This is a genomic window from Spirosoma sp. 48-14, from assembly GCF_001898575.1.
GTDB lineage: Bacteria > Bacteroidota > Bacteroidia > Cytophagales > Spirosomataceae > Spirosoma.
Window position 1 is genome coordinate 207442 of record NZ_MKUD01000070.1, and the last position, 22643, is coordinate 230084.

At 49.8% G+C, this 22643-nt stretch carries 22 protein-coding genes; 9 read left to right on the forward strand and 13 right to left on the reverse strand.

The window, feature by feature from the left end; translation table 11 throughout:
- The first annotated feature begins 314 nt into the window (after window positions 1-314).
- Window positions 315-1751, forward strand: a complete 1437-nt coding sequence (locus tag BGO59_RS30135; RefSeq protein WP_293690393.1) for a sulfatase — start codon at window positions 315-317, stop codon at window positions 1749-1751.
- A gap of 16 nt (window positions 1752-1767) precedes the next feature.
- Here the strand turns inward: BGO59_RS30135 and BGO59_RS30140 are convergent, their stop codons facing one another.
- The gene (locus BGO59_RS30140) at window positions 1768-2538 is read right to left on the reverse strand and encodes a MerR family transcriptional regulator (RefSeq protein WP_293690395.1); all 771 of its coding nucleotides are present in this window, start codon (window positions 2536-2538) and stop codon (window positions 1768-1770) included.
- A 311-nt stretch (window positions 2539-2849) separates the two neighbouring features.
- On the opposite strand from BGO59_RS30140, the gene BGO59_RS30145 reads away from it, so the two are divergent.
- The gene (locus tag BGO59_RS30145; RefSeq protein WP_293690397.1) at window positions 2850-2972 is read left to right on the forward strand and encodes a hypothetical protein; all 123 of its coding nucleotides are present in this window, start codon (window positions 2850-2852) and stop codon (window positions 2970-2972) included.
- Window positions 2973-3045: 73 nt separating this feature from the next.
- Here the strand turns inward: BGO59_RS30145 and BGO59_RS30150 are convergent, their stop codons facing one another.
- Complete coding sequence (locus tag BGO59_RS30150) at window positions 3046-3630, reverse strand: hypothetical protein (protein ID WP_293690399.1); 585 nt, start codon at window positions 3628-3630, stop codon at window positions 3046-3048.
- 167 nt (window positions 3631-3797) lie between these two features.
- Window positions 3798-4214: an OsmC family peroxiredoxin gene (locus tag BGO59_RS30155; RefSeq protein ID WP_293690401.1), complete on the reverse strand. Its 417-nt coding sequence runs from the start codon at window positions 4212-4214 to the stop codon at window positions 3798-3800.
- Window positions 4215-4364: 150 nt separating this feature from the next.
- On the opposite strand from BGO59_RS30155, the gene BGO59_RS30160 reads away from it, so the two are divergent.
- The gene (locus BGO59_RS30160; protein ID WP_293690403.1) at window positions 4365-5003 is read left to right on the forward strand and encodes a Crp/Fnr family transcriptional regulator; all 639 of its coding nucleotides are present in this window, start codon (window positions 4365-4367) and stop codon (window positions 5001-5003) included.
- Window positions 5004-5203: 200 nt separating this feature from the next.
- On the opposite strand, the gene BGO59_RS30165 is transcribed toward BGO59_RS30160, so the two are convergent.
- Window positions 5204-5386, reverse strand: a complete 183-nt coding sequence (locus BGO59_RS30165) for a hypothetical protein (RefSeq protein ID WP_293690405.1) — start codon at window positions 5384-5386, stop codon at window positions 5204-5206.
- A 102-nt stretch (window positions 5387-5488) separates the two neighbouring features.
- On the opposite strand from BGO59_RS30165, the gene BGO59_RS30170 reads away from it, so the two are divergent.
- Window positions 5489-5728 (forward strand): hypothetical protein, encoded by a 240-nt coding sequence (locus BGO59_RS30170; RefSeq protein ID WP_293690407.1) that lies wholly within the window; start codon window positions 5489-5491, stop codon window positions 5726-5728.
- Between the two features lie 4 nt (window positions 5729-5732).
- Here the strand turns inward: BGO59_RS30170 and BGO59_RS30175 are convergent, their stop codons facing one another.
- The 3 genes from BGO59_RS30175 to BGO59_RS30185 form a co-directional block, all read right to left on the reverse strand.
- Window positions 5733-6053, reverse strand: a complete 321-nt coding sequence (locus tag BGO59_RS30175; protein WP_293690409.1) for a hypothetical protein — start codon at window positions 6051-6053, stop codon at window positions 5733-5735.
- A gap of 108 nt (window positions 6054-6161) precedes the next feature.
- Entirely contained in the window at window positions 6162-7706 is a 1545-nt protein-coding gene (locus BGO59_RS30180) for an acetylxylan esterase (protein ID WP_293690411.1), read from the reverse strand.
- 21 nt (window positions 7707-7727) lie between these two features.
- Window positions 7728-9647, reverse strand: a complete 1920-nt coding sequence (locus BGO59_RS30185) for a sialate O-acetylesterase (protein ID WP_293690413.1) — start codon at window positions 9645-9647, stop codon at window positions 7728-7730.
- 401 nt (window positions 9648-10048) lie between these two features.
- Between BGO59_RS30185 and BGO59_RS30190 the strand changes: the two genes are divergently transcribed.
- The 3 genes from BGO59_RS30190 to BGO59_RS30200 all read left to right on the forward strand — a co-directional run bounded on the left by BGO59_RS30190 (window position 10049) and on the right by BGO59_RS30200 (window position 16036).
- On the forward strand, window positions 10049-11488 hold the full coding sequence (locus BGO59_RS30190; RefSeq protein WP_293690415.1) for a TolC family protein: 1440 nt from the start codon (window positions 10049-10051) through the stop codon (window positions 11486-11488).
- 113 nt (window positions 11489-11601) lie between these two features.
- Window positions 11602-14829 (forward strand): efflux RND transporter permease subunit, encoded by a 3228-nt coding sequence (locus BGO59_RS30195; RefSeq protein ID WP_293690417.1) that lies wholly within the window; start codon window positions 11602-11604, stop codon window positions 14827-14829.
- Between the two features lie 115 nt (window positions 14830-14944).
- Window positions 14945-16036, forward strand: coding sequence for an efflux RND transporter periplasmic adaptor subunit (locus BGO59_RS30200; protein WP_293690419.1), 1092 nt, complete (start codon window positions 14945-14947; stop codon window positions 16034-16036).
- A 39-nt stretch (window positions 16037-16075) separates the two neighbouring features.
- Here the strand turns inward: BGO59_RS30200 and BGO59_RS30205 are convergent, their stop codons facing one another.
- Complete coding sequence (locus BGO59_RS30205; RefSeq protein WP_293690420.1) at window positions 16076-17143, reverse strand: hypothetical protein; 1068 nt, start codon at window positions 17141-17143, stop codon at window positions 16076-16078.
- Between the two features lie 275 nt (window positions 17144-17418).
- Here BGO59_RS30205 and BGO59_RS30210 point away from each other — a divergent pair, with 275 nt between their 5' ends.
- Entirely contained in the window at window positions 17419-17940 is a 522-nt protein-coding gene (locus BGO59_RS30210) for a hypothetical protein (protein WP_293690422.1), read from the forward strand.
- Window positions 17941-17950: 10 nt separating this feature from the next.
- On the opposite strand, the gene BGO59_RS30215 is transcribed toward BGO59_RS30210, so the two are convergent.
- Window positions 17951-19105 (reverse strand): DUF1343 domain-containing protein, encoded by a 1155-nt coding sequence (locus BGO59_RS30215; protein ID WP_293690424.1) that lies wholly within the window; start codon window positions 19103-19105, stop codon window positions 17951-17953.
- A 179-nt stretch (window positions 19106-19284) separates the two neighbouring features.
- On the opposite strand from BGO59_RS30215, the gene BGO59_RS30220 reads away from it, so the two are divergent.
- The gene (locus tag BGO59_RS30220; RefSeq protein ID WP_293690426.1) at window positions 19285-19764 is read left to right on the forward strand and encodes an ankyrin repeat domain-containing protein; all 480 of its coding nucleotides are present in this window, start codon (window positions 19285-19287) and stop codon (window positions 19762-19764) included.
- Between the two features lie 94 nt (window positions 19765-19858).
- Here BGO59_RS30220 and BGO59_RS30225 read toward each other — a convergent pair whose 3' ends face one another.
- The 4 genes from BGO59_RS30225 to BGO59_RS30240 form a co-directional block, all read right to left on the reverse strand.
- Window positions 19859-20575, reverse strand: coding sequence for an SDR family oxidoreductase (locus BGO59_RS30225; protein WP_293690428.1), 717 nt, complete (start codon window positions 20573-20575; stop codon window positions 19859-19861).
- 121 nt (window positions 20576-20696) lie between these two features.
- Window positions 20697-21350, reverse strand: a complete 654-nt coding sequence (locus BGO59_RS30230) for a hypothetical protein (protein ID WP_293690430.1) — start codon at window positions 21348-21350, stop codon at window positions 20697-20699.
- A 49-nt stretch (window positions 21351-21399) separates the two neighbouring features.
- Window positions 21400-21735: a translation initiation factor gene (locus BGO59_RS30235; protein WP_293690432.1), complete on the reverse strand. Its 336-nt coding sequence runs from the start codon at window positions 21733-21735 to the stop codon at window positions 21400-21402.
- Window positions 21736-21856: 121 nt separating this feature from the next.
- The gene (locus tag BGO59_RS30240) at window positions 21857-22639 is read right to left on the reverse strand and encodes a LytTR family transcriptional regulator DNA-binding domain-containing protein (RefSeq protein ID WP_293690434.1); all 783 of its coding nucleotides are present in this window, start codon (window positions 22637-22639) and stop codon (window positions 21857-21859) included.
- Window positions 22640-22643 lie beyond the last annotated feature (4 nt).

The following is a 22643-nucleotide window of genomic DNA, read 5'->3' on the forward strand; positions in this document are numbered from 1 at the left end:
AGGATGCTAAAAGGAAAAACCACCAGTATTAAGAATACTAGCTTCCGTAGAGGTAAATACATAGATAGTCTATTAAATGGATAGGATGTGTCGTGTGGTGACAAATAGCGTGCCTAAAGCTATCAGATTGATTATTTTTTTTAGGTTCAGTAATTCATTTGTGTTGATTGACTAAGTAGTTGACGTGATTATACAGGAGGAGTTTAGGGGAGATGAGAGGAAAAAGGTATTATTGATAGTAGCTTTTGTATTTGCTTATGAATACTTTGTTTAAATCGATCTTAATTGGCTGTTTTTCAATAGTTTTTTCTCTTATGGAGGACTTGTTGCCAAGTCCTGAAGTGCTGAGGCAGGGGGCGCCACTTGCCAAACGTCCTAATATCGTCCTAATTGTAGCCGATGATCATGGACGCGAAGCAGTAGGATGTTATGGCAATACATCTATACGCACTCCCCATATCGATCAATTAGCGACTGATGGCGTGCGATTTTCCAATGCTTTTTGTACAACAGCCAGTTGCAGCCCCAGCCGGTCTGTATTACTGACTGGTATCCATAATCATGCCAATGGTATGTATGGGCTAGAGCATCAGATACATCATTTTAGCTCGTTCGATACGATCCATTCGTTGCCTGTCTGGCTCGAACAGGCTGGCTATCGCACCGCTCGCATCGGTAAACTGCATGTGTCACCAGAGTCAGTCTATCATTTTCAGCGCATACTGGGTACAGGCAAGGTCAACGATCCGGCTTCAATTGGTCGCAGTCCGGTTGAGATGGCACGGGCGTGTTATGATTTTATGGTGGAGAAGTCAGACACGCCATTCTTCCTGTATTTTGCAACCGACGACCCTCACCGCAGCAATACCATCTCTCCGGATGGCTCCCCCATTTTTGACGGTACAAAACCGAATTTGTTTGGGAATCGACCGGGGGGCTATCCACAGGTGGGCGATCATTTTTATCAACCCCGAGAAGTTAGTGTTCCGACTTATCTGCCCGATAACCGAGCCTGTCGCATGGAACTAGCTCAATACTATGAAGCCATTAGCCGTCTCGATCAGGGCGTTGGGCGGTTGGTGGATTATCTGAAAGAGACGGGCCAGTACGATAACACGCTGATCGTTTATCTGTCAGACAATGGCGCTCCCTTCCCAGGAGCGAAAACGAACCTGTATGAACCGGGTATGCGGTTGCCCTGCATTGTAAAACTTCCCGGTCAGCACAAGCGTAGTTTTGTGCAGGATGCCCTGATCTCGTGGATCGATGTGACACCTACATTGCTGGATTTTGCGGGCGTCGATCTGAGTACGATTGTAACACAGGGCCGTTCGTTCCGGTCGGTTGTGGAGCAGGAGTCTGTAAGGGACTGGGACGAGGTGTATGCCTCCCATTCACTGCACGAAATCACGATGTATTACCCCATGCGGGTGCTGCGCGAACGACGCTACAAGCTGATCTTCAATATAGCCCACGAATTGCCTTATCCAATGGCGCTCGATTTATATCGTTCCTATACGTGGCAGGAAGGGTTAAAGAAAGGGGAAAAAGTATACGGAAAACGAACGGTAGCCGCTTATTTGCACCGTCCACGTTTTGAACTTTATGACCTTCAAACCGACCCTGACGAGATCCACAATCTGGCTGCCAATCCGAAGTATGGCGGGGTACTTCAACGGATGCAGACTAAACTAAAGCAGTTTCAGAAACAGACTCGGGATCCCTGGCTAAGCAAGTGGGAGTTTGATTAATAGGGGCTTATACTTTTTACGAAATCTGTGTGTCGGCGAAGTAGACCATGGCTTTGTGCAGGAAGGACGCATAGTCCGGGTTGTCTATGCCGTTCTGGCTTGTAAATCGGGGATCATCGAGGTATAATTGGGCCAACCCTTTATATGCTTTTGCCATATCCTTCGACTGGCAGACTTTTTCGCCCCAGAACCCCCGAATGTTGACATAGTGCCGGGCTATCTGCTGTTGTACTGCCAGGCTGGCGGGGTCATGATCGACCATAGCTGTTAGTATTTGTGCAATAGCCTGCTGATCAGCTTTGAGCTGCTCAAAACCGGCCTTGCCCATTTGCTGTAGTTTGGCTTCGCTGCTTTCAATGGCTTCTTTGCCGTATTTTTCAATAGCTTCCTGTCGGTACTCCCTGCCTTTGGGGAAACCTTCGTATAACTCTTCGTTGGTTACCATGACTCGTTCGCCTTTTAAGGTTGAAATTGTTTTATCAATCGTCAGCAGCAGCTTTGACAGTCGAAATTGGCGGGCCTGAAGGGCCAACTTATGGCTTTCAAGTGCTTTCAACGTGTCGAATTCCGGGTCTTCCAGAATATGCAGAATCTCGTCGAGCGAGAAATCCAGTTCTTTGTAAAAAAGAATCTGCTGTAACCGGATCAGTTCTTTTTCGCCATACAGTCGGTACTTGGTCTCGGTACGGACTACTGGTTTTAACAGACCCACCCGGTCGTAATGATGGAGTGTTCGTACACTTACACCTGCCAGTTTTGCCAGCTTATTGACCGAATAGTGCCGCATAAAAAACGTGCTTTGATTGACCCTGGCAAATGTAGGCTATGACGTAAGGGGAGAGTCAAGTAAACGTTTAACTTTTTTTACACCCGATTTAGGTAACGGGGGTGGGAACCCGCTATTTTGGCCCGTAGCGCGGGTTTCCACCGCATTAGCTAAAGGCTATTCTCAGTTTGGGAGAACGGGGGGTTTGGGATTTATCGCTGTTTTCGGGTGCTTTATCCCTAATATTCGACGGTTAATCAATTTATCATAGGAGCAAACCGACCGATCAGTCATTTTTGTAGCCTCCCTTCCAACAGTAAACAACAACTACCATGAAATTCAAACACTGCTTATTGCTCAGTCTGATTCTGTCATCATTAATGATTGGTTCCTTAATGGCTCGTAGTATCAAAGCCCAGCATAAAGCCAGCACAGCTATGCATCAATCCCGTTAAGTAGCCAAGAGTTATCCAACTAGTTTAACTTAGAGGGGTCAAACTGGTTGGATAACTCTTGAGCGTTCAATCGTTAGTTAGTCAAAACGGGTCGGGGAAGCCGATTAACCAACCAGAGGCAGAAGAGTGCGTTGAAAATCAGGGTGAACGGAATCACCGAAATGTTCTTGAAGAAAAGAATGATTGCCCACTCCGACGATTGATCAGAAATCAGATCTCGGGCTTTTAATGTGATGTATAGACAGGTTTCGTAGGCAATGTGGTCGATTAACTTGTTGAACAGTAGGGCGATTACCGAAAATACGACTAGATTGATTAGTAAAGCGCCCCACTTGGTTCGAAGTTTCTGAATTGCCAACTGCCAGTTCTGTTTTCGGCTCTGTTTATTAACAATGAGCTGCATCAGCCGTTTGGCGCCTGCCCGGATATTGGTGAGTCCCAGTGCATACAGGAAAATCAGTATCCGGGCCGACTCCACAATAATTTCCAGTAACCCATGCGATATTGGGCTGATCGGCCCAAACGCTTTTAGTTGAATGGCTCGTCCAACAGCGGCAATCAGCCCCAGGCTGAAAATGAACCCGAAATGTTTTTTGCAGAATTGAATCGTTTCGACGGTCCAGTCGAGTGCTTTGAGAAGGTTGGGTGGTAATGTCATCAGTTAGTGGAGTAGTAATGTTCAGATTAGCATTTAGTTTAAAAGTATTGATAGCCAGTAAATTACTGATTCATATAAAAAACCGCGAGGCTGCGAAGTCCCAAGGAGTATCACCGATTTACTTCCTTGCGTCTTCGCGGCCTCGCGGTTTATGTTTGATACGGTACTTAGGCCAAAGTAGCCTCGACGCTGATGGTGGTATTGAACAGCTTCGAGATTGGGCAGTTGTGTTCGGCATGATCGACCAGCTCGTCGAATTTAGTTTTGTCCAGGCCCGGAACAGCGGCTGTCAGCGTCAATTTTGAGCTGGAAATGCCACCGTCTTCAAGGGTGATGGCACAACTAACGTCCAGCGAATCGGCTGCGAAACCAGCCTGCTGAATGTTGAAGGCCAGTTGCATGGCGAAACAGCCCGCATGAGCAGCAGCAACCAGCTCTTCGGGGTTGGTGCCGATTCCATCCGCAAATCGAGTATTGAACGAATATTGGGTTTTGTTCAGAACCGTGCTGGCGGTAGTCAGGTCTCCTTTTCCATCTTTTCCGGTTCCAGTCCAGTGAGCAGAGGCATTGCGTACGATTTTCATAAGAGTAAGCTTTAACTTGTTTTGTGATTTGTTTTGATGCCTCAAAGGTAGACGGGCACTTTTTGCCAATTTTTCACCTATGTTAAAAAGAGAATAGAGAACCCGGATTTTTATGATCATTATGGTTTGTCATGATCTGTGTAAATCATAATGATCATAAAAATCCGGGTTCTATTGAACGTAACGAATAGCCAATGCCCCACCGCGAAACACACTACCTTACACCAGTCTTTACGGCAATTTGCCCAACTTTCTGACGATGATCTCAGGCTGGGTGATCCATTCTGGACGATCCGAAGCATTGCCAAGCATGAGTATTTCAATTTTCAGCATTCCGTATGTCGGCAGGTGGGGTTTATTCTGAAGGGAATCTTTCGGGTTTACTACATCGATCCCCGAACCGAGCAGGACCATAATCTCTATTTTATTCCCGAATATGCTTTTCTGACTTCGCTGAAAAGTCTGCTGACGAAAACGACCTGCCCATACTTGATTGAAGCGCTGGAAGATGCTGAATTGCTGGTGATCGACTACGATCATTTACAGCAATTGTACGAACAGTCGCACGGATGGGAACGCTTCGGACGTTTGCTGGCCGAACAGTATTTTATGTTCAATCAGACCCGTTCGGAGAGCTTGTTGACCCAATCGGCCGAGGAGCGCTATGTCGATTTATTGACGAATTACCCGGATATTCTGAATCGGGTATCGTTGGGGCATATTTCGTCCTATCTGGGCATCAAGGGGCCGTCGCTCAGCCGCATCCGGGCACAGGTAGCGCATAAGTAGAATAGGCCAGACTATTTGCGGGTTTTCCTGTAGACATGAGATGGCTACAGGGTGAGGCTAATCAATTCAGGTACTGGTTTACTGTTTTGGCAAAAGAAAATCTTATAAATCTGCCTGGCCTACCCTCGTAGACCAGGCAGTATGTCGAAACGTGCAGAAATAGAGTTATTCGAATACCTTTTTGAGTGAAGCCTGCAGCGTTATTCTTCGTCCTGTTCGGCGTGGCCATGAATATAACCGCCGGGCAGTTCTTCCTGATCGTCTAAAGGCGTATCGCCCGGCTCGTGTGGTCCTTCCTGACGCAGAATGGTCTCTTTATCACTCGTAGCGTCTCCGCCCTGGTCTCCTTCGCCCCCTGGCGAATACCATCTTACTGTTTTCATGTCTGTTTCGTTTTGAGATAACTTTATTATAAAAACGGGATAAAAAAGATGTGGTTAATAATAGAGAGAATCTGGTTGATTCGCAAACCTGAACCGGACAAGATGCATGCGCACTCGTTTAGTGGCTGGTTCGATCACGTTATGGATTTTTTCTTCTACCTGCCCAATCTGCTGGTAGTCGAAGCGTATATACGTGCGGGGCGCTATAAAGCGTCACCTATCCTCCGATTGTCGGCATCGTTGGTACTCCTGCTGGCAACGGGCTTTTTAGGATTAGGTACGTACTATTTTACCCTCTACTACTGGGGGCCTGCCATTCTGCGTTATTTATCCATTGCGTAATTGCTCAATAGCCTTCATCCAGAACAAGGTAATAGTTCTTTATGGCCGTTGTCTGATCGGCATGCTGAAGTGTTACCGTCAGTAATTCGACGTGGGTATAGGCATCAAATTTGACAATCCGGCTATCCGTAACCTGCTGTTGTTGGCCAGTGGCCTGTTCCTGAACAAATGCCAGCGCTTCTTCCCGCGAGTCGAAACTGCCGAGCAGATTGCCCAGTTCAAGGGCTGGCTCCTGTTCTGGAAGTTCACCTGTTGTATTGGAGATGGGCGACTCAACGGGTGCTGAATAATCGGTAAGCGACGTGCTGTAAAGTTCGATAGTCATCCGGGTGAAAAGTAGGTATAAACGGATAACTATTTTTGGGAAAAGTAGTTAAAAAATAGGTGTATCCCAATGATCCTGACAGGCTTGGCCAGAGGATAATCGGGTTCGTTATTTAGCCACTCGTTCATACCTTAACAGCTTATTGGCCCAGGGAATAAAATACTGGAAATTAGGCGCATCGGTATGGCCGCCGTTATGCTGCCGCCAGGCGAGTTCGCCGTTCATCAGGCCAGTCAATACGGGTGGCATTATGTCTTTATTGTACTCACTGTTGGCGCTCAGGTCTTTTGCTCCCAGAAGTTGGAAAACCGGCCCAGCGGCTACGGTTGCCTTGTAACTACCCATCTGATCGAGCCATTTGGCATCGCCTTTTTCGGGGATACCGTAGCTGACAAATGTTGGTCTTGGGGCACAGAGCGCCAGTAATTCGTGCGAATCGATGGGAAGGTCGCAGCCGGTTTTAGGGCCCGACGATGATTCCGAAGCGGCATAATTCAGGTAATTACCCGCCATCCAGTGATACTCACCGCTACCCGCCAGACTTTCGACGGCTTCTCCAAAAACGCGCCGTTGTAGCGTAGTACCGCCTTTTCCCGACGAACCAATCAGTACCATCGCAAATCGCTGGTCGAAGGCCATCGCCACGAGGGCTGCTTTACCGTAGCGCGAAACTCCTTCAATAGCAACCTGTTTGGCGTTTACCAGCGGATCGGTTTCCAGATAATCGAGTACCCGTGAGGCCCCCCAGCCCCAGGCGCGTAAGGCGCCCCAATCCTCTGGTTTGCGTGGTTGACCTTTATTGGTAAGGCCAATAATACCTCGGGTAAGGCCCGCGCCGTTGTCGGCCTGGATACTGCCTGGTTCCAGGGTGCAATAGCCCCAGCCAGCCGCCAGCAGTTGCTCGGTAGGAGGGGAGTCGCCGTTGGGAGCGGGAGCAAAGAAATTGGGTCCGGGCAGTCGGGTAATGGGTGAGTAAGCCGGGTATTTATCGAAGATGGCTTTTAGTTCCGGATTGCTTTTGATCATCATGTCCTTAAAAGCGGCATTGATCTTTTCCAGCTCAGGAAGCGAAGGCTGAGCTGGTGCCGGTAAGGTTGGAAAGCCCAGCATGATCATGACAGGTACGGGGCCTTTTACGTTTTGGGGCAACACCAGTACCATATTGATATTCACGCTGATCAACGGATACTCGCTATTATCGACCCGGCCAATCATGTGTCGGGCAAGCACAGGAATACGGCCTACAAATTCATTGTCAGTGATTTTCGTTGTCCAGGTAACTTTAGGGACGTTGGCCGGTATGCGACCATACATTTCTTTTTCGAAATCCTCAATGATTTCGGGACGACGAATGCTCCACCATTGCTCGGGGGTCGTTACTTTCCTGCCTTTTTTAGTGGTAAGCACATCGGGTAGTTGGGGGCATGGATTCGCCTGCGACTCGTCGTAATTGGCATGATTGGGGTCTGATTCATTGCCACTTGGTCCCGGTCTTAGTTTGCGGATGCCCAGTTGCTGCATCATGTTGGCCTGATCCTGTTGGGCCGTCATGGTTTTCAGCGGAGGGTACTTGCTGCTGTCGATGGCAGCTTGTTGAGCAAGGGCCCAGCAGGGTAGGCTTGTCAACAGTACTAACGCCAGATGTTTCGGCATATAGGTAGTGGTTAAGGACGATTAATTGTCGGTTCGGAACGGTGAAGCGGGTAGCCCTTCTTTATTATAAAGGTTGGGATTCACGGGATTATCGGCCCAGGCGTACCGCACGTATTGGGGAGAAGGCACCTCGTCGCTCCAAACGACCACTTTATCGCCTTCAATTTTTGCCTTTGCCCACACGAATTTTTTGTCGTTGCCCGCAATGGCAAACTCGCCCAGGTCCTCGCCATCATTGGTAATCAAGCCACCACCAACATTGGTAAAGCTGATCGTTATTTTGTTGCCGTCGACTTTCGCGGATTGATACAAAGGCCCTGAAGAAACCAGGTTTTCGTGGTAAGCGGTTTTCAAAGCAGCCAGGGCCAGCCGTTCGCCAACCCCCTGTTTATTGTCGGGGTGAATATCGTTCCATTCTCCCAGGTCAATGGCAACAACCATAGCCGTGTTGGGTACTGATAAGCCGTTGAGTTGACCTTCCCGCAGAATAGCCCAGTTGCTTTCGGAAGGGAGATAGTTGTAGTCCATAAAGCCCGGAAGCTGGATGAACAGAAAGGGTAACTCTCCCTGTTGCCATTGACTTCGCCAGTTTTTAATCAGAGCAGGTAATAAGGTTCGGTACTGCTCGGGTTGCCCGGCGTTACTTTCGCCCTGATACCAGCAAAAACCTTTGATGGCGTACTTGATTTCAGGGGCTACCATGGCATTATACAAGGCCGTTGGCTGATTTTGAGCCGCGATGCCGCCACCAAAAGCTCCTTCAACGGGTCGGTACACGGTGCCGACTTTGTACTGCCACGTCCCTTTCAAATCGACTGTATCGGCACCGGCAAACACACAATACGGCTTGTCGGGTACGAAGCCGCCTTTCCCGGCCATATTGGTCACCCGCACGACAAACACGTTTTTGCCAGCTTTCAATAAATCGGTCGGAACGGCATACCGGCGTTGTGGGTACTGATAAGTGGTTCGACCGACCGATTTGCCATTGATGTAGAGTTCGTCGGCATCAACGATTCGCCCCAGAAAGACGCGGGCCGGTTTACCAGCCATAGAAGTCGGGATGGTAATTTCTCGTCGATACCAGACCACACCATTCAGGTCTTTAATGCCCTGGTCTTCCCAATAACCGGGAATATTGATAGGCCGCCAGCCTTTGGGAACATAAGCCGGGTCATACCATTTGGTGGTTCCTGCCTGTCCTAAATCCACAGGAGGAGCCGGTCGATTAGTGGGCTGCCGCCGGGAGAGACTGTTGATATAGGTGGTATCTTTATTCTTCTCAGCAGTAGCTTTTAGCGTAGCGAAATCGGTCAGGCCTTCTTCACTCATCCAGGCTTCGATGGGGGTGCCGCCTACACTGGCGTTAATGATGCCAATCGGTATTCCGTACTTTTCGTGAATTTTTTTGGCAAAGAAATAGGCCACAGCTGAGAACGGGCGGACGTCTTCCCCAACAGCGGCTTTCCATTGCCCATTGGGCAGATCGCTCTGAGGGCCCTGCAGGTTGGTAAGGGTAGGTATCCAGAACTGACGAATTTGCGGATAGTTAGCTTTCGCAATTTCGTTGGCATAGGTCACGTCATGAATGTTGAGCTGGTGAACCATATTACTCTGCCCACTGCAAAACCACACATCCCCGATCAGAATATCGTTTATGGTTAGTTGCGTACTGCCCACAATATCCATGCTATAGGGGCCACCTGCTGCTGTCGATGGTAACTTGACCTGCCATTTTCCGGTGGCATCGGTGACGGTTTTGTAGGTTTTGCGGTTGAAACGCACCGTAATTTTTTCACCCGCTTTGGCCCATCCCCATATGTTCAGGGGCGTGTCGCGCTGCAATACCATTCCGTCGCTGATTAGGCGGGGCAAACGAAGCTGAGCCTGAGTTGAGTTCGTTAAAATACAGAGCAAACAAATGATTAGTAGGTGCTTCATTATACGTGCATTAACTGATTTAGTACTCTATGCAATCGGTTGCAGAGATAGCGCGAAAAATAAACCGCTACTAAGGATGACTCTCCTGTAAATTGATTGCGGTTCGAGTTCAAAAAGCATAGACTGTCTGTTTACTAACTATCGATTTTGTTCTAAATGATAGGAAAGGCAACTAATACCGTTTAACTATAGCTTGTGTGAATACAGCCTGCTCCAATTAAAAGAGGTGTAGACGGGCGCTGTTGATGGAAAGCCGATAGCTACGATTGCCATACAATCGTGTGTTTTATAGGGGAGAAGGGCTTTAAACGTATCACCCAATGCTTGTTTTCCCAAATGTTTCCAAAATTGATGCTGTGTTTTGCATACACCTGACTGTCGGCTAAAGGGCCGTCGGGTGCATGGACATGACGAGCTTTTTTTGCGCTTACGTTCGACAACGGTTTGTAACAACCAGAAACCGATACTGGCAAACTGGGTGTATTCTGGTGGGACTGAGTCTATCCGGGCTACCGTCCTGGGGGCAAACACTCTCGCTGAATCAGGTAGTCGAGCAGAGCGTACGACAGTATCCGTTTCTGAAAGCGAAGCAGGCCGAAATCAGTAGTGCCGAGCGTCGGGTACAGGCCAGCCAGACTGAACTGATGCCGATTATGCTGCTTCAGCATCAATACAATTACGCCACCAGTAACAGCCTGAATGGGTCTTTCTTCCCAAATGAAAGCGTCAATATTTCTACATCGGGTGGTGTACGGCCTGTAGCGATTTCGCAGGCTAGTTTTGGGAGTTTCTCTACCGCTTCTATCGAATGGCGGGCTACCACGTTTGGACGGGTCAAAGCGAACATTGGCGTAGCTAATGCCGATCTGCAACGGAGTCAGGTCGATTACGAAAATGAAGTGTTTCAGCATCAGGTGCGTACCATTGATGCCTATCTGCTTTTGCTGATCAATCAGAAACTGGTTCAGATTCAACGAAGCAATCTGGACCGGGCCGAAACCTTCAAACGAGTAGTCGATTCGGGTGTCCGGTCGGGGATGCGGGCGGGCGTCGATAGTGCACTGGCTACCGCAGAGGCCGTTCGGGCACGTTTGCTCTTACTCGAAAGCCAACAGCGTGAGCAGGTACAACGGCTCCGGCTATCCGAACTAACGGGCTTGTTGCAGACCAACCTCCAGGTCGACAGTATGCGCTTCTACATCAATCTTCCTAACGATTCGTTTCTGTCCGATTCCATTTCGCCCAAGAACCCAACGCTTCGACTGTTCGAATCACAGGTCAATCTGTCGGCTGCCCGGAGTTTGGCAACCCAGCGGTCGGGGATGCCCATGATTTCACTGGTCGGGGTGGGTAATGCGCGCGGGTCGGGCTTTTCCAATCAGGGCGATATTTTTCTGAATAATCAGATTAATGGTCTTGGCTATCAGGTAGGTAACTACCTCGTTGGGGTCGTAGCACGCTGGAATTTAACCAATATGATACGCACTAGACGCGATTATCAGGCCGACCAGTTTCAGGTGGAGCGATTCCGGCAATTGTTCAATGAGCAGCGTCTGCGAATCAACCGACAGTACCAGGAAGCGGATACGCAATATGACGTAGCACTGGAACAGGCGCGTCAGGCCCCGCTTCAGCTACGGGCGGCTCGTCAGGCATACGATCAGGCGAAGGCTCGCTATACCAGTGGTTTAACCGACTTGCCGACGCTTCTGCAAAGCGTGGTTACGCTCAACCGGGCCGAAGTCGATGGCTACGTAGCCACTAGCAACGTCTGGCGGTTTCTGCTCCTGAAAGCCGCTGCCGAAGGGGATTTGTCGCTATTTATGAATCAGGTACGGTAGAGACTGGTGCGCTACCTCTTGTGCGTCAGCAGTTTATAGGCCTAGTCGTCTGTTTCAATAACCATCCGGTCATAAGACGCAAAGATGCGTCTCTACACATAAAAATTAACCTTATGAATTCGATCATTCGATCTGCGTTGCGAAAGCCGATTTCGGTGGTGGTAGCGGTTATGGGACTGTTATTCTTCGCGGTGATGTCGTTGTTTACTATTCCGGTCGATATTTTTCCGAACCTCGATCTGCCGACTATTTACGTGGTGCAACCGTATGGGGGGATGGCGCCCGACCAGATGGACGGGTTTATCGCTACCCGTTATCAGGATCACTTTCTGTACGTATCGGGGATTCGCGATGTTGAAGTAAAAACGATTCAGGGACTATCGCTGATCAAGCTGCAATTTTACCCTGGCACCGATATGGCGCAGGCTGCGGCTGAGGTGGCCAACAACGTTTCACGGGCAAAAGCGTATATGCCCGAAGGAACGGTGCCGCCACAGGTGGTGCGTTTCGATGCCAGTTCGGTGCCGGTAGGTCAATTGGTGTTTGAAAGTCAGAGTCGGTCATTGAACGAAATTCAGGATTATGCCTCGTCTCGTGTGCGGCCGATGTTCTCCCGGATTCCGGGCGTGTCGAGTCCTCCGCCGTTTGGGGGTAACCAGCGTACCGTCGTTATCCGGGTGAATCCGCAACTGGTGCGTAGTTATCAGCTTACGCCTGAAGAGGTCATTAAAGCCATTACGACCAATAACCAGCCATCGCCCGCCGGGAATATTCGGATCGGTGATAAAGCACTGATGACCCCCGTAAATTCACTGGTGAAACGCCCGGAAGATTTTCTGAATATTCCGATTCGGATTGGTACGGGCCCAACGGTGTTTGTACGGGATATTGGAACGGTGGAGGATGCCGCCGACGTAACGGTAAGTTATGCACTGGTCAACGGGCGACGGGCGGTGTACATTCCGGTGGTCAAAAAGTCAGATGCCTCAACGCTCGATGTCGTGAACAACATCCGCAAGGCGATGCCCGAACTACAGGCGGCTGTTCCCGAAGATGTAAAGATTTCGTACGAGTTCGACCAGTCGGTTTACGTAACCAACGCGCTCAAAAGTCTGGTGACAGAAGGGGTGTTGGGCGCTATCCTGACCGGATTGATGGTTCTACTTTTCCTGCGCGACTGGCGGAGTGTGATTATTGTGGTACTGACCATCCCGATTTCGATTCTGTCGGCGGTGATCCTGCTCAATCTGTTCGGGCAAACCATCAACATCATGACGCTGTCAGGACTGGCACTGGCCATTGGGATCCTGGTCGATCAGGCGACGGTGACCATTGAAAATATTCACCAGCATCTGGAAGAAGGCAAACCAAAAGCGGTTGCGATCTGGGATGCCTGTAAGGAAATCATTTTCCCAGAATTCCTGATTCTGCTGGCCATTCTGGCGGTGTTTGCCCCGGCATTCGTGATGAGTGGAATCCCCCGCTCCATGTTTCTGCCGCTGTCGCTTTCCGTAGGGTTTGCCATGATTGCCTCGTTCATCCTGTCACAGACACTCGTGCCGGTGATGGCCAACTGGCTGCTGAAAGCCCATCCTAAACACGAAGCCCCAACGTTAGCGCTGGATGCTCAGGAGCGCCACATGATTCTGGACGAAGCGGCCCATCCAACAAAAAACGCTACCGGTTTTGAGAAGTTCAAGCAACGCTATACGGCTCAGCTTGAAAAGATTATAAACCGTCGGGGGCTGGTTGTCGGAGGGTATCTGATTGGTTCGCTGGCCATCATTGTGGTCTGCTTTCTGGTGATCGGGACGGATATTCTGCCCCACGCCAACAGCCACCAGTTTCAGCTTCGGTTGCGCGTTCCCGATGGCACACGCGTAGAACGGACCGAACTGGCTACGCTGAAAGTCCTCGACATCATCAAGAAAGAAGTAGGCCCTGAGCATCTTGAAATTTCATCGGCCTATGTCGGTACAGTACCGTCCAGTTATGGTACATCGAACATCTTCGTGTTCAACAGCGGCCCACACGAAGCCGTCTTGCAGGTGTCGCTTCACGAAGATTTTCCGGTGAAGATGGACGATCTGAAAGAGCAGCTACGCAGTCGGATTGCCAGTGCCTTACCCAACGCCCGTATTTCGTTCGAGCCGATTGAACTGGTCGATAAAATCATGAGTCAGGGTTCGGCTACGCCAATTGAGGTGACGGTAGCCGCCAAAGACCTGAATGAAGCGGGCCGGTTTGCGAATAAAATCAAAGACCGGATGAGCCAGATTGCCTACCTACGCGATGTGCAGATAGCCCAGCCGTTGTCGTACCCGATCCTGAACGTGACCATGAACCGCGAACGGGCCGGGCAGTTGGGGGTTACATCAACGCAGGTGGCCCGGTCGATGGTGGCGGCTACATCATCGAGCCGTTTTACCGATAAAAACCTCTGGCTCGACGATTCGAAAGGACTGGCGTACCAGGTGCAGGTGCAGATTCCTGAATACCAGATGGCCAATACCAACGATATTGGGAATATTCCGTTGAAAAGTGGTGAAATGCGCCCGCTCCTGTCGGATGTGGCTACGTTCTCGGAAGGGACGGCCCCCGGCGAATACGACCGGGCAGGCCCGAACCGATTGGTGACAGTAACGGCCAATCTTCAGAAAAAAGACCTGGGTACCGCCCAGAAAGCCGTTATGCAGGCTATCAAAGATGCTGGCGATCCACCCCGTGGAGTAATTGTGGAGATGCGGGGACAAACCCGGCTCCTGGCGGATACGCTGAGCAGTTTGCAAACGGGTCTGCTGGTCGCGATTATCATTATCTTCTTACTGCTGGCGGCCAACTACCAGTCGTTTAAGCTGTCGTTGGTTATTCTGGCGGCTATTCCGGCGGTGGTGGCGGGGGCTTTGCTGATGTTGCTGGCCTGTGGCGCTACGTTGAACCTGCAATCGTACATGGGGCTGATTATGTCGGTAGGGGTATCGGTAGCCAATGCCATTCTGATGGTAACGAATGCCGAGAACTTACGACTGGAAATAGGCGAAACCCGAAAGGCTGCTGTATTGGCAGCTAACAGCCGGATTCGCCCCATCCTGATGACCAGTATTGCCATGATTGCCGGGATGGTGCCGATGGCTTCGGGCCTGGGCGAAGGGGGCGATCAGATTGCGCCACTGGGTCAGGCAGTTATCGGTGGGTTGATTGCGTCTACATTGGCCGCTTTGCTGATTCTGCCCTGTGTGTTTACGCAGCTTCAGGCCAAAGCCGCTACCCAATCCGTATCGCTTGACCCCGAAGACCCGGAAAGCAAATACTATCATCCCGAACTAAGTGCTACAGCATAAAATTGGTCTTTACATCCTTTCAATGGCAACAGACATGGCTTCTTTTCACGATAATCGCTCTTTCACTCTTTCGCTCTTTCGCTCTTTATCCCTGAGCCTATGCATATCTACAGCTATGGTTGCCTGTACTACCGCCAGCAGCGATCATAAAACGCCAGCCAAAGAACCTGAAATTCAGCAGGTAGTGGTATCGACAGTACAGTCGCTCCAACCCAGCAAACGGGTTACGCTTCCCGGTGAACTGAAACCCTGGAACCGGGTGAGTATGTATGCCAAAGTAAAGGGGTTTGTCCGGGACGTTTCGGTCGACCGGGGCACCGTTGTTCGTAAAGGGCAGGTACTGGCTCGGCTGGATGCGCCCGAAGTCATTTCCGAACTCAGTCAGGCACAGGCGCAGCTACAGGCGCAGGAGGCTACGCTGGTAGAACAGACAACCCGTGCTCGCGCCAGCAAATTGACGTATACGCGGCTTTTGCAAACGGCCAAAATGGAAGGCGCTGTGTCTGCCAATGAACTCGACCAGGCGCAGGCTCGTATGCAGGCCGACAGTGCTATGGTAGCCGTAGCGCGGGGTACCGTGCAGGCGTCTCGTTCCAATTACCAGGCGAAGACCGAACTGCGCCAATACCTAACCATTACGGCCCCATTCGATGGTATAGTTATTGAGCGGAATATCAGCCCCGGCGCCCTGGTTGGCGCGGGCGATAGCGGTAAACCGTTGTTTGTGCTGGAAGACAGCCGGACCCTTCGCCTGACGGTGGCTATCCCTGAGTTGTTCGCCAATCAGTTGCCGCCCAATAGTTCGGTTTCGTTTACGGTCAACGCCATGCCCGATCGTCGGTTCAATGCGAAACTGGCTCGTTCGGCTCAGAGTCTGGTCGAAGCCAATCGGTCGATGATGGCCGAGTTTGATGTGCCTAATGCCGCACACGAACTGAAAGCCGGTATGTATGCTGAGGTTCAGATGCCTATCGAGCGTACGGCTAAAACCCTGTTTGTGCCGACAACTGCCGTAGTCAACTCCAGCGAGAAGATGTTTCTGATTAAGGTACAGGACAACCGGGCACAGTGGGTTTCCGTGCAAAAAGGAAATGTGCTGGATAGTCTGGTCGAAGTATTTGGCGACGTTCAGCCGGGGATGGCCATAGTGAAAAAAGCATCTGAAGAAATCCGGGATGGACAGGAAGTGAAAGCCGTTCAGAAGTGAAATAGTTGGATGAAGTAATGTGTCGAAGAGCTATAAAGCCTACGGCTGATTGATGGGAATGCCTACCCGATATAAATCGAATCCGCCTTTACCTCCTGGACGATTCGAGGAAAAGATCATGAGTTGATTACTGAACTGGTTTAAACTAGCCAGAATAGGGCGATATTCATCATACTTGGTGTTGATGGCAGGGCCGAAATTGACAGGGGCTGACCAGCCATCGGAGGTCCATTGACTGTAATACAGATCGAATCCGCCATAACCTCCCGGACGGTTAGACGTAAATACTAATTTATCCCCACTGATGAACGGGCATTTATCATCGGCTGAGGAAGACAGAGCTGTAACTTTTTCAATCGGGACATCGGTCAGCGTGGTTAATTGGGTTGGTAATGCGGAAGGAGAGAGAGTTGGTAAAGTGGCCTTGTATACATCGAACGAACCAGCCCGGTTAGACGTGAAGTAAATGGTTTGGTTGGTTTTGTCAAACGTTGGATAGGCGTCATCATAAGGCGAATTGAGGAAGGACACCGGCTTAGGATCGACAAATACCTTGTTACTGGCTCGGCTCGATAGGCCGGTTACGGAACTTGGTGAGGACTGATAATTATGCGTCAGGTAAATATCCAGATTGCCAGTCCGATCCGAAGCAAACAGCATCAGATACTCCCCGAAGTGTGTATCACTGTAGGACGTATTGATGGTTAAATCATGGCTAAACGAGCGGATATAAGGGCCTAATTCGTTGGCATTGGAGTTAGCTTTTCCAGTAGCCCAGGTCAACGGACTTTGTTCTTCAACAACATCTAAGCCTCCGTAGGGCTGAGAATCAAACGTAATGGAGCCGTTTCGTAGATCAAAGTAGGTTTCCAGCGATTCATGAACGAAGTCAAAATCGGTTCGTCCTCCTCGTTTAGATGAGAATACCAACGCCATTACATTTCCTACAAAGTGGCTGGTTGAATTATAATCGTCGTCGACGGAATTAATATCCCCTAAGTTTTCAACTGTTTCGGGGAACTGGCCTTGTGTGTACTGGTCGGGAAGTAATGGACCGCAGTTACTGGCAATCACTAATAGGAGGGATAGAAAAAGAAGTCGTTTCATCGTACAATAGTTTCGTAGTATAGACTCCAATTTTAAGGATACAGTTGGAACGGTATGGTCTATAATAGATTGGCCAAGAAGTTGTTTGCATTTGTAACGCGGGTGGAAACCCGCGCTCTTTTTTTTAATCGTGGGTTTCCACCCGCGTTACAATTTTTATTTACCGGAAAGATATAGTTTGAAATATATAGTTATGTTTATTCGATAAACGCTTTTTAATTTGTCAGTTTGGTTAAACCGTCAATTTATACTGTTTTCTACTAGTTCAATACGCTATGATGCTCTTGATGGACGGAATGTATAAAGGAGTTCACTATGAGAATGTGGCTCACTGGGTTCAGAGTTATGAATCCGCATTCGAGCTACTAACGCAACTTGTAGTAAACCAATGGACATTGACGACGGCTATACTTGTCGATAATGGCGATTGCCTGTGCCTGCCTGTTGAAGCATTTGATGGACAGCCAATTCTGGATCATATTCAGGCTTTGGAGCTGGAGTGGACCCAACTGCTGTTGCCGAGCCACTATAGTCCCTCCAGATCAGTCGATGCGCGGCTTAAGGATTGGTATGTACGACTGGATATCTATTATGGCGATTTACTGGCCCATTTAGAGAGAATCATTCTTCTGCTGGAAAACCGGAAGCTTAAGATCCTGAATCATCACAATGAAGCGATGAGAAGCCTGCTGAGCAGTAAATACGAATCGCGGCTTGAGCTAAACCGGAAATTGCATTTGCAAACGCAAAATAATCGGCAAACGAATCAACAACGTTTACGGCAATTGGAGGGCTAAATGCTAAGAGTTAATACAGTAGGAAAGGCTCTATAATGGCTGCCCACCTCCTACAGTCAGTTACTGTCTGGCCCGTTTCCCGAAACGAAGCGAATGGTTGCTCAAACAAGGATTCTGAGTCAGGTATGCCCAGGAGTTTGTCCAGGTGTTGCTTTCCCGTTGGGTTAACGTAAGTGGGGTAGGGAGCCCAGCTAAACTCGTCGGGATGAAAGTCGTAGACAAGCTTAATGAAAAGTAGTCCAGACCAAACCGCCTTAAACACAGTAGCATCCGTAACGTGAAACATCACCCCCTGGCACAGTTCTCCAGCATATTTACCACTTTGGGGTGTAAACGTTAAGGCGCGGGCAATAACACCCGGAATGCCCGTAGCATTGAACTGGTTCGTAAGCGTATACGCATCCAGCCAGGGTGCACCAGCCAGTTGAAACGGGGTTGCGGTTCCGCGTCCCTCGCTCAGATTAGTGGCTTCCAGCAGGCCCAAACCCGGATAAAGGACAGCCGCTTCCGAATTGACCATCGCTGGCGAGGTTGGTACAAACGAGGGCTGCCAATCGCGTGAAAAATCAGCTCGGCACCAGCCTTCGGCTTTTACAACAGTGAGTGATAGATTGGAAAAGCGCTGATGTTGCCAGAATCGGGCTAATTCGCCAAAGGTGCAGGAATGCCGTAATGGAATAGCCCATCGGCCAATAAAGGATGAGCAGGTAGTTTCATCGAGAATAGGGCCTTCAATATGATCCATTCGCCCGGAAAGTGGGTTCGGTCGGTCGAGCAGAATTAGTGGCTTGCCATACTGCGAACAGGCTTCCATAACGTGCGTAAGCGTCCACAGGTAGGTATAAAAGCGGCAGCCGATGTCGGGCAAATCCACAATGACCACATCAATATCGGCCAGGTCGTCAGCTGAAGGCTGAAGTTTTGTACCGTATAGACTGACAATAGGAAGACCCGTTAATGGATCGGTTCCATTCGGCATGAGCCTGCCATCTTCGCCAATCGAATCCAGCCCATGCTCGGGGGAGAACAATTTGGTTACTGGAAATCCAGCCGCTAGCAAAGCGTGCCGGGAAGGTATATACGAGGCCGTAATAGCGGCCTGATTGGTGACAAGGGCAATGCGTTTTTGCTGAAAATTTACTGCCTGTTCCAGGAAACGATCCATACCAAAGAAAACCATAAAGCAGATGAGAAGGCCACTTCCCGAACGTTCAGAACTTCTGGGAAGTTTGCCGTATGAATCAGAGGGTCAGGCCAGAAGTTTGCTGAGTTTTCGTGGCTATTTTCAGAACAAAGATGTCGTCGTCACGTGTTTACTTTATGACTAACTTAAAAACATTCACCATGTCTAGCCAATCTACCCGGCCTGAAGATTTGCTTTTTGAAGCCGCCCGCAACGGCGATGTTCGTTACCTGAACCAACTTATTGATAATGGGGTAGAGGTCAACATCCAGAATGAACAGGGATTTACGCCGTTGATTCTAGCTACGTATAGCGGTCATCTGGAAGCGATCCGGGTTTTGCTGGATGCCAATGCCGATGTGAATGGGCAGGACATACATGGCAACACGGCTCTGATGGGCGTTTCTTTTAAAGGCTATCCCGAAATTGCCCGTTCGCTGATCGAGAGTGGTGCTGATTTGAATAGACAGAATGTCAACGGCAGTACTGCCCTGATGTTTGCTGTCCTTTTTGGCCGAAATGAACTGGCCAGACTGTTACTGGATCATGGGGCTGATGCTTCTATTCAGGATAGCCGCGGATTGACTGCGCGTGACCTGGCCATTCAAAAGAGCAATGAAGAAGCGTTGCAGTGGTTATAAACGTTCTTGATGAGCGTAACGCGGGAGGAAATCCGCGACTATTAGTCAAAAAGCGCGGGTTTCCTCCCGCGTTATGCTCATCAAGAACATCTATTTATTTCCCACCCGGACGGGTTGGGCGTACTTCAATTTTACTGGGGAGTGTGCGAGCGGGCATTTTGATCAGGTCCGAAACGATCTGACCAATGTCTTCCGGCTGAATTTTCCAGGCATCTTTTTCGTTGGGCTGGTGGTCGTTGAAGTAGGTGGCAACCGAACCTGGCATGATGGTCGATACTTTGATACCTTCGTTTCGCAGGTCGAGCATGACGGCTTGGGTGAACCCAACCAGGCCGAATTTACTGGCGTTATAAGCCGCTCCTTTTTCGAAGAAGTTCGTACCCGCCAGACTGGCAATGGTAATAAAATAGCCTTCCGATTTCTTCAGGGCGTCGAGAGCTGCTTTGGCGGTGTAGAATACGCCAGTCAGGTTGATATCGATGGTTTCCTGCCATTGTTCGGGAGTAAGGTCCTGAATAGACGCAAAGTGGCCGACACCCGCATTAGCGATCGCATAATCCAGCCGACCCCACGTTTGTAGCATGGTGTCGACGGCTCGTTGCTGTGAGGCTAAATCGCGTACATCGGCACCGATGCCTACTGCATAACCAGGCTTGATTTCATTGAGTTTGGCAGCTGCCAATTCGGCGGCTACCGACGACCGGCTAGTAATCGCTACCCGAATTCCTTCGTTGATGAGCACTTCGGCAATACCGTAGCCGATGCCTTTTGAGCCGCCCGTAATAAGTGCGGTTTTAATACTATCTGCCATAAGGACTATGAACGGAATGGTTTCTGTTTCGCCCATAACCCCGAAGCCAACGGAAAGGTTTTTGGTAAACCGATTTCATTATAGCGTCCAAGGGATGCGTTTACGGAATGGTTAGCCCGATTTACCGCGAGTGCAACCGATAGTTTAGCGTAGCAATGCCCTGCATGCCCGGCCAGAATGTGTCCCAGTTTGTGAGGCCAATGCCCGGCTGGTAGGTCATGTACTTGTCAAAGAGCAGATAATCCGTCCGTTTGCTTAGACCGATAAATTTCTGGAGGCCGAGGTCCAGATTCCAGCGTGGCGAAAACCGGATGTTCATCGCTGCTGTTACACCTAACCCCATTATAAATCCGCTTGCCGATTGCGTGGAAAAAATGTCCTGTCCACTCGGGAAGGAACGGATGGTGGCATTCTGGTCATACTGGGAGCCAATCAGCAATACGCCAATCGGCAGGCCAATTCGGGTTGTGTGTTTGACCATCCGAATGGCGTCGATTCGCGCACCAACTTTGGCCGAAGCCCCCGACGTATTGATGGCACTAATACCGCAATCACATACGTAATTGGAAGGAATTCGACGGGCATGATTCTGATAGGTGTATCCGACACTGGCCACCAGCGCCCAACGGTTCAGGTCCGGGCTCCAGGCGGTGGTTAATTCGATCGACCGACCTGGGAGCGTAGCCAGATTCGTACCGATTTGCCCTTGCCAGGATTGGGCGTGGGCTATGCCTGAGCAGATCAGTATGACTAGTGCAAGTAGATTGTCTTTCATGGAGGAGGAGTGGTTCGTGGGGTAGTCGTTTGATAGAAGATGACGATGATCAACCGCCTGCTTTCTTTGCTTTATAGCCTTTGCTGGTCAACCAGGTCAGGACTTTGTCGCGATGATCGCCCTGAATCAGAATTTCGTCGTCTTTGGTCGACCCTCCTGATCCACAGGCTGTTTTGAGCTGCTTGCCTAAATCGGACAAATCAGCCGTACTGCCGATAAAGCCCCGGACGGTGGTAACAACTTTATTTCCGCCTAGTTTAACCAGCCAGATTTTCAGGTTCTGCTGAGCAGCAGGCAGCGTCTCGGCCTCCGATGGCTCGTCTGATTCATAGTGAAATTCTGGATTGGTGGAAAATACGATTCCCGACCTGTTTTTCTTGCTCATATGCCATACCTATTTAGGTACAAAGCTAATGGCTTTAGGCTAAACTCTCGTTCAGTAGATGTAGACCCTAAACGGATGGGTAAGGTTGGATAGACAGGAAAATTAATGGGTATACATCCATCTATAACTCCATTAACTGCCGCACTGCCTCGCCATACGTACTGCCGCTGGTCAGTTTCGTTCCTTTCCGATCGTTCATCGCCAATACGAACTTACCGTCGAAATGGCGATGGATCTCACCAATCTTATGCCGATTGACCATAACCGACCGACTGATGCGTACGAACGTATCGGGTAGTTTCTCGTTGAGGGTCGTCAGGGTGTAACTAGTCAGGTATTTCTGACCGTCGAGGGTGGCCAGGAAAACGTATTTGTCTTCGGCTTCAAAATACGCAATATCGGAAAGGGGAATCAGAATGATTTTTTCGCCGGTTTTGACCGAGATCGAATAAATCTCCTTCTTGGGTTGCATCTGGGCCAGTAAGCGCATTACGCTGTCCGTCATGGGGTTGCTGACAGGGTAATTGGATTCGTTCCGTTCGACCAGGTTACGGATTTTTTGGGCGGTTCGGGTTAGTCGATCGGCTTCAATCGGCTTGAGCAGGTAGTCGACCGAGTTTTCTTCAAAGGCACGGATGGCGTATTGATTGAAGGCCGTGGCAAACACCACCATGGGTACGGTAGTCACTTTTGCGAGCATTTCGAACCCATTGAGCAAGGGCATTTCGATGTCCAGAAAAATAATATCCGGGTGTTCGGCTTCGATCAGGGTCAGCCCCTCGGCCCCGTTGGAGGCTTCGCCTATAATGTCGAACGTGTCGCGGTGTTTATCGAGTAATCTGCGCAAGCGGCTGATGGCCAGTGCTTCGTCGTCGATCAGGATGGTTTTTAGGGGGAATGTCATAACG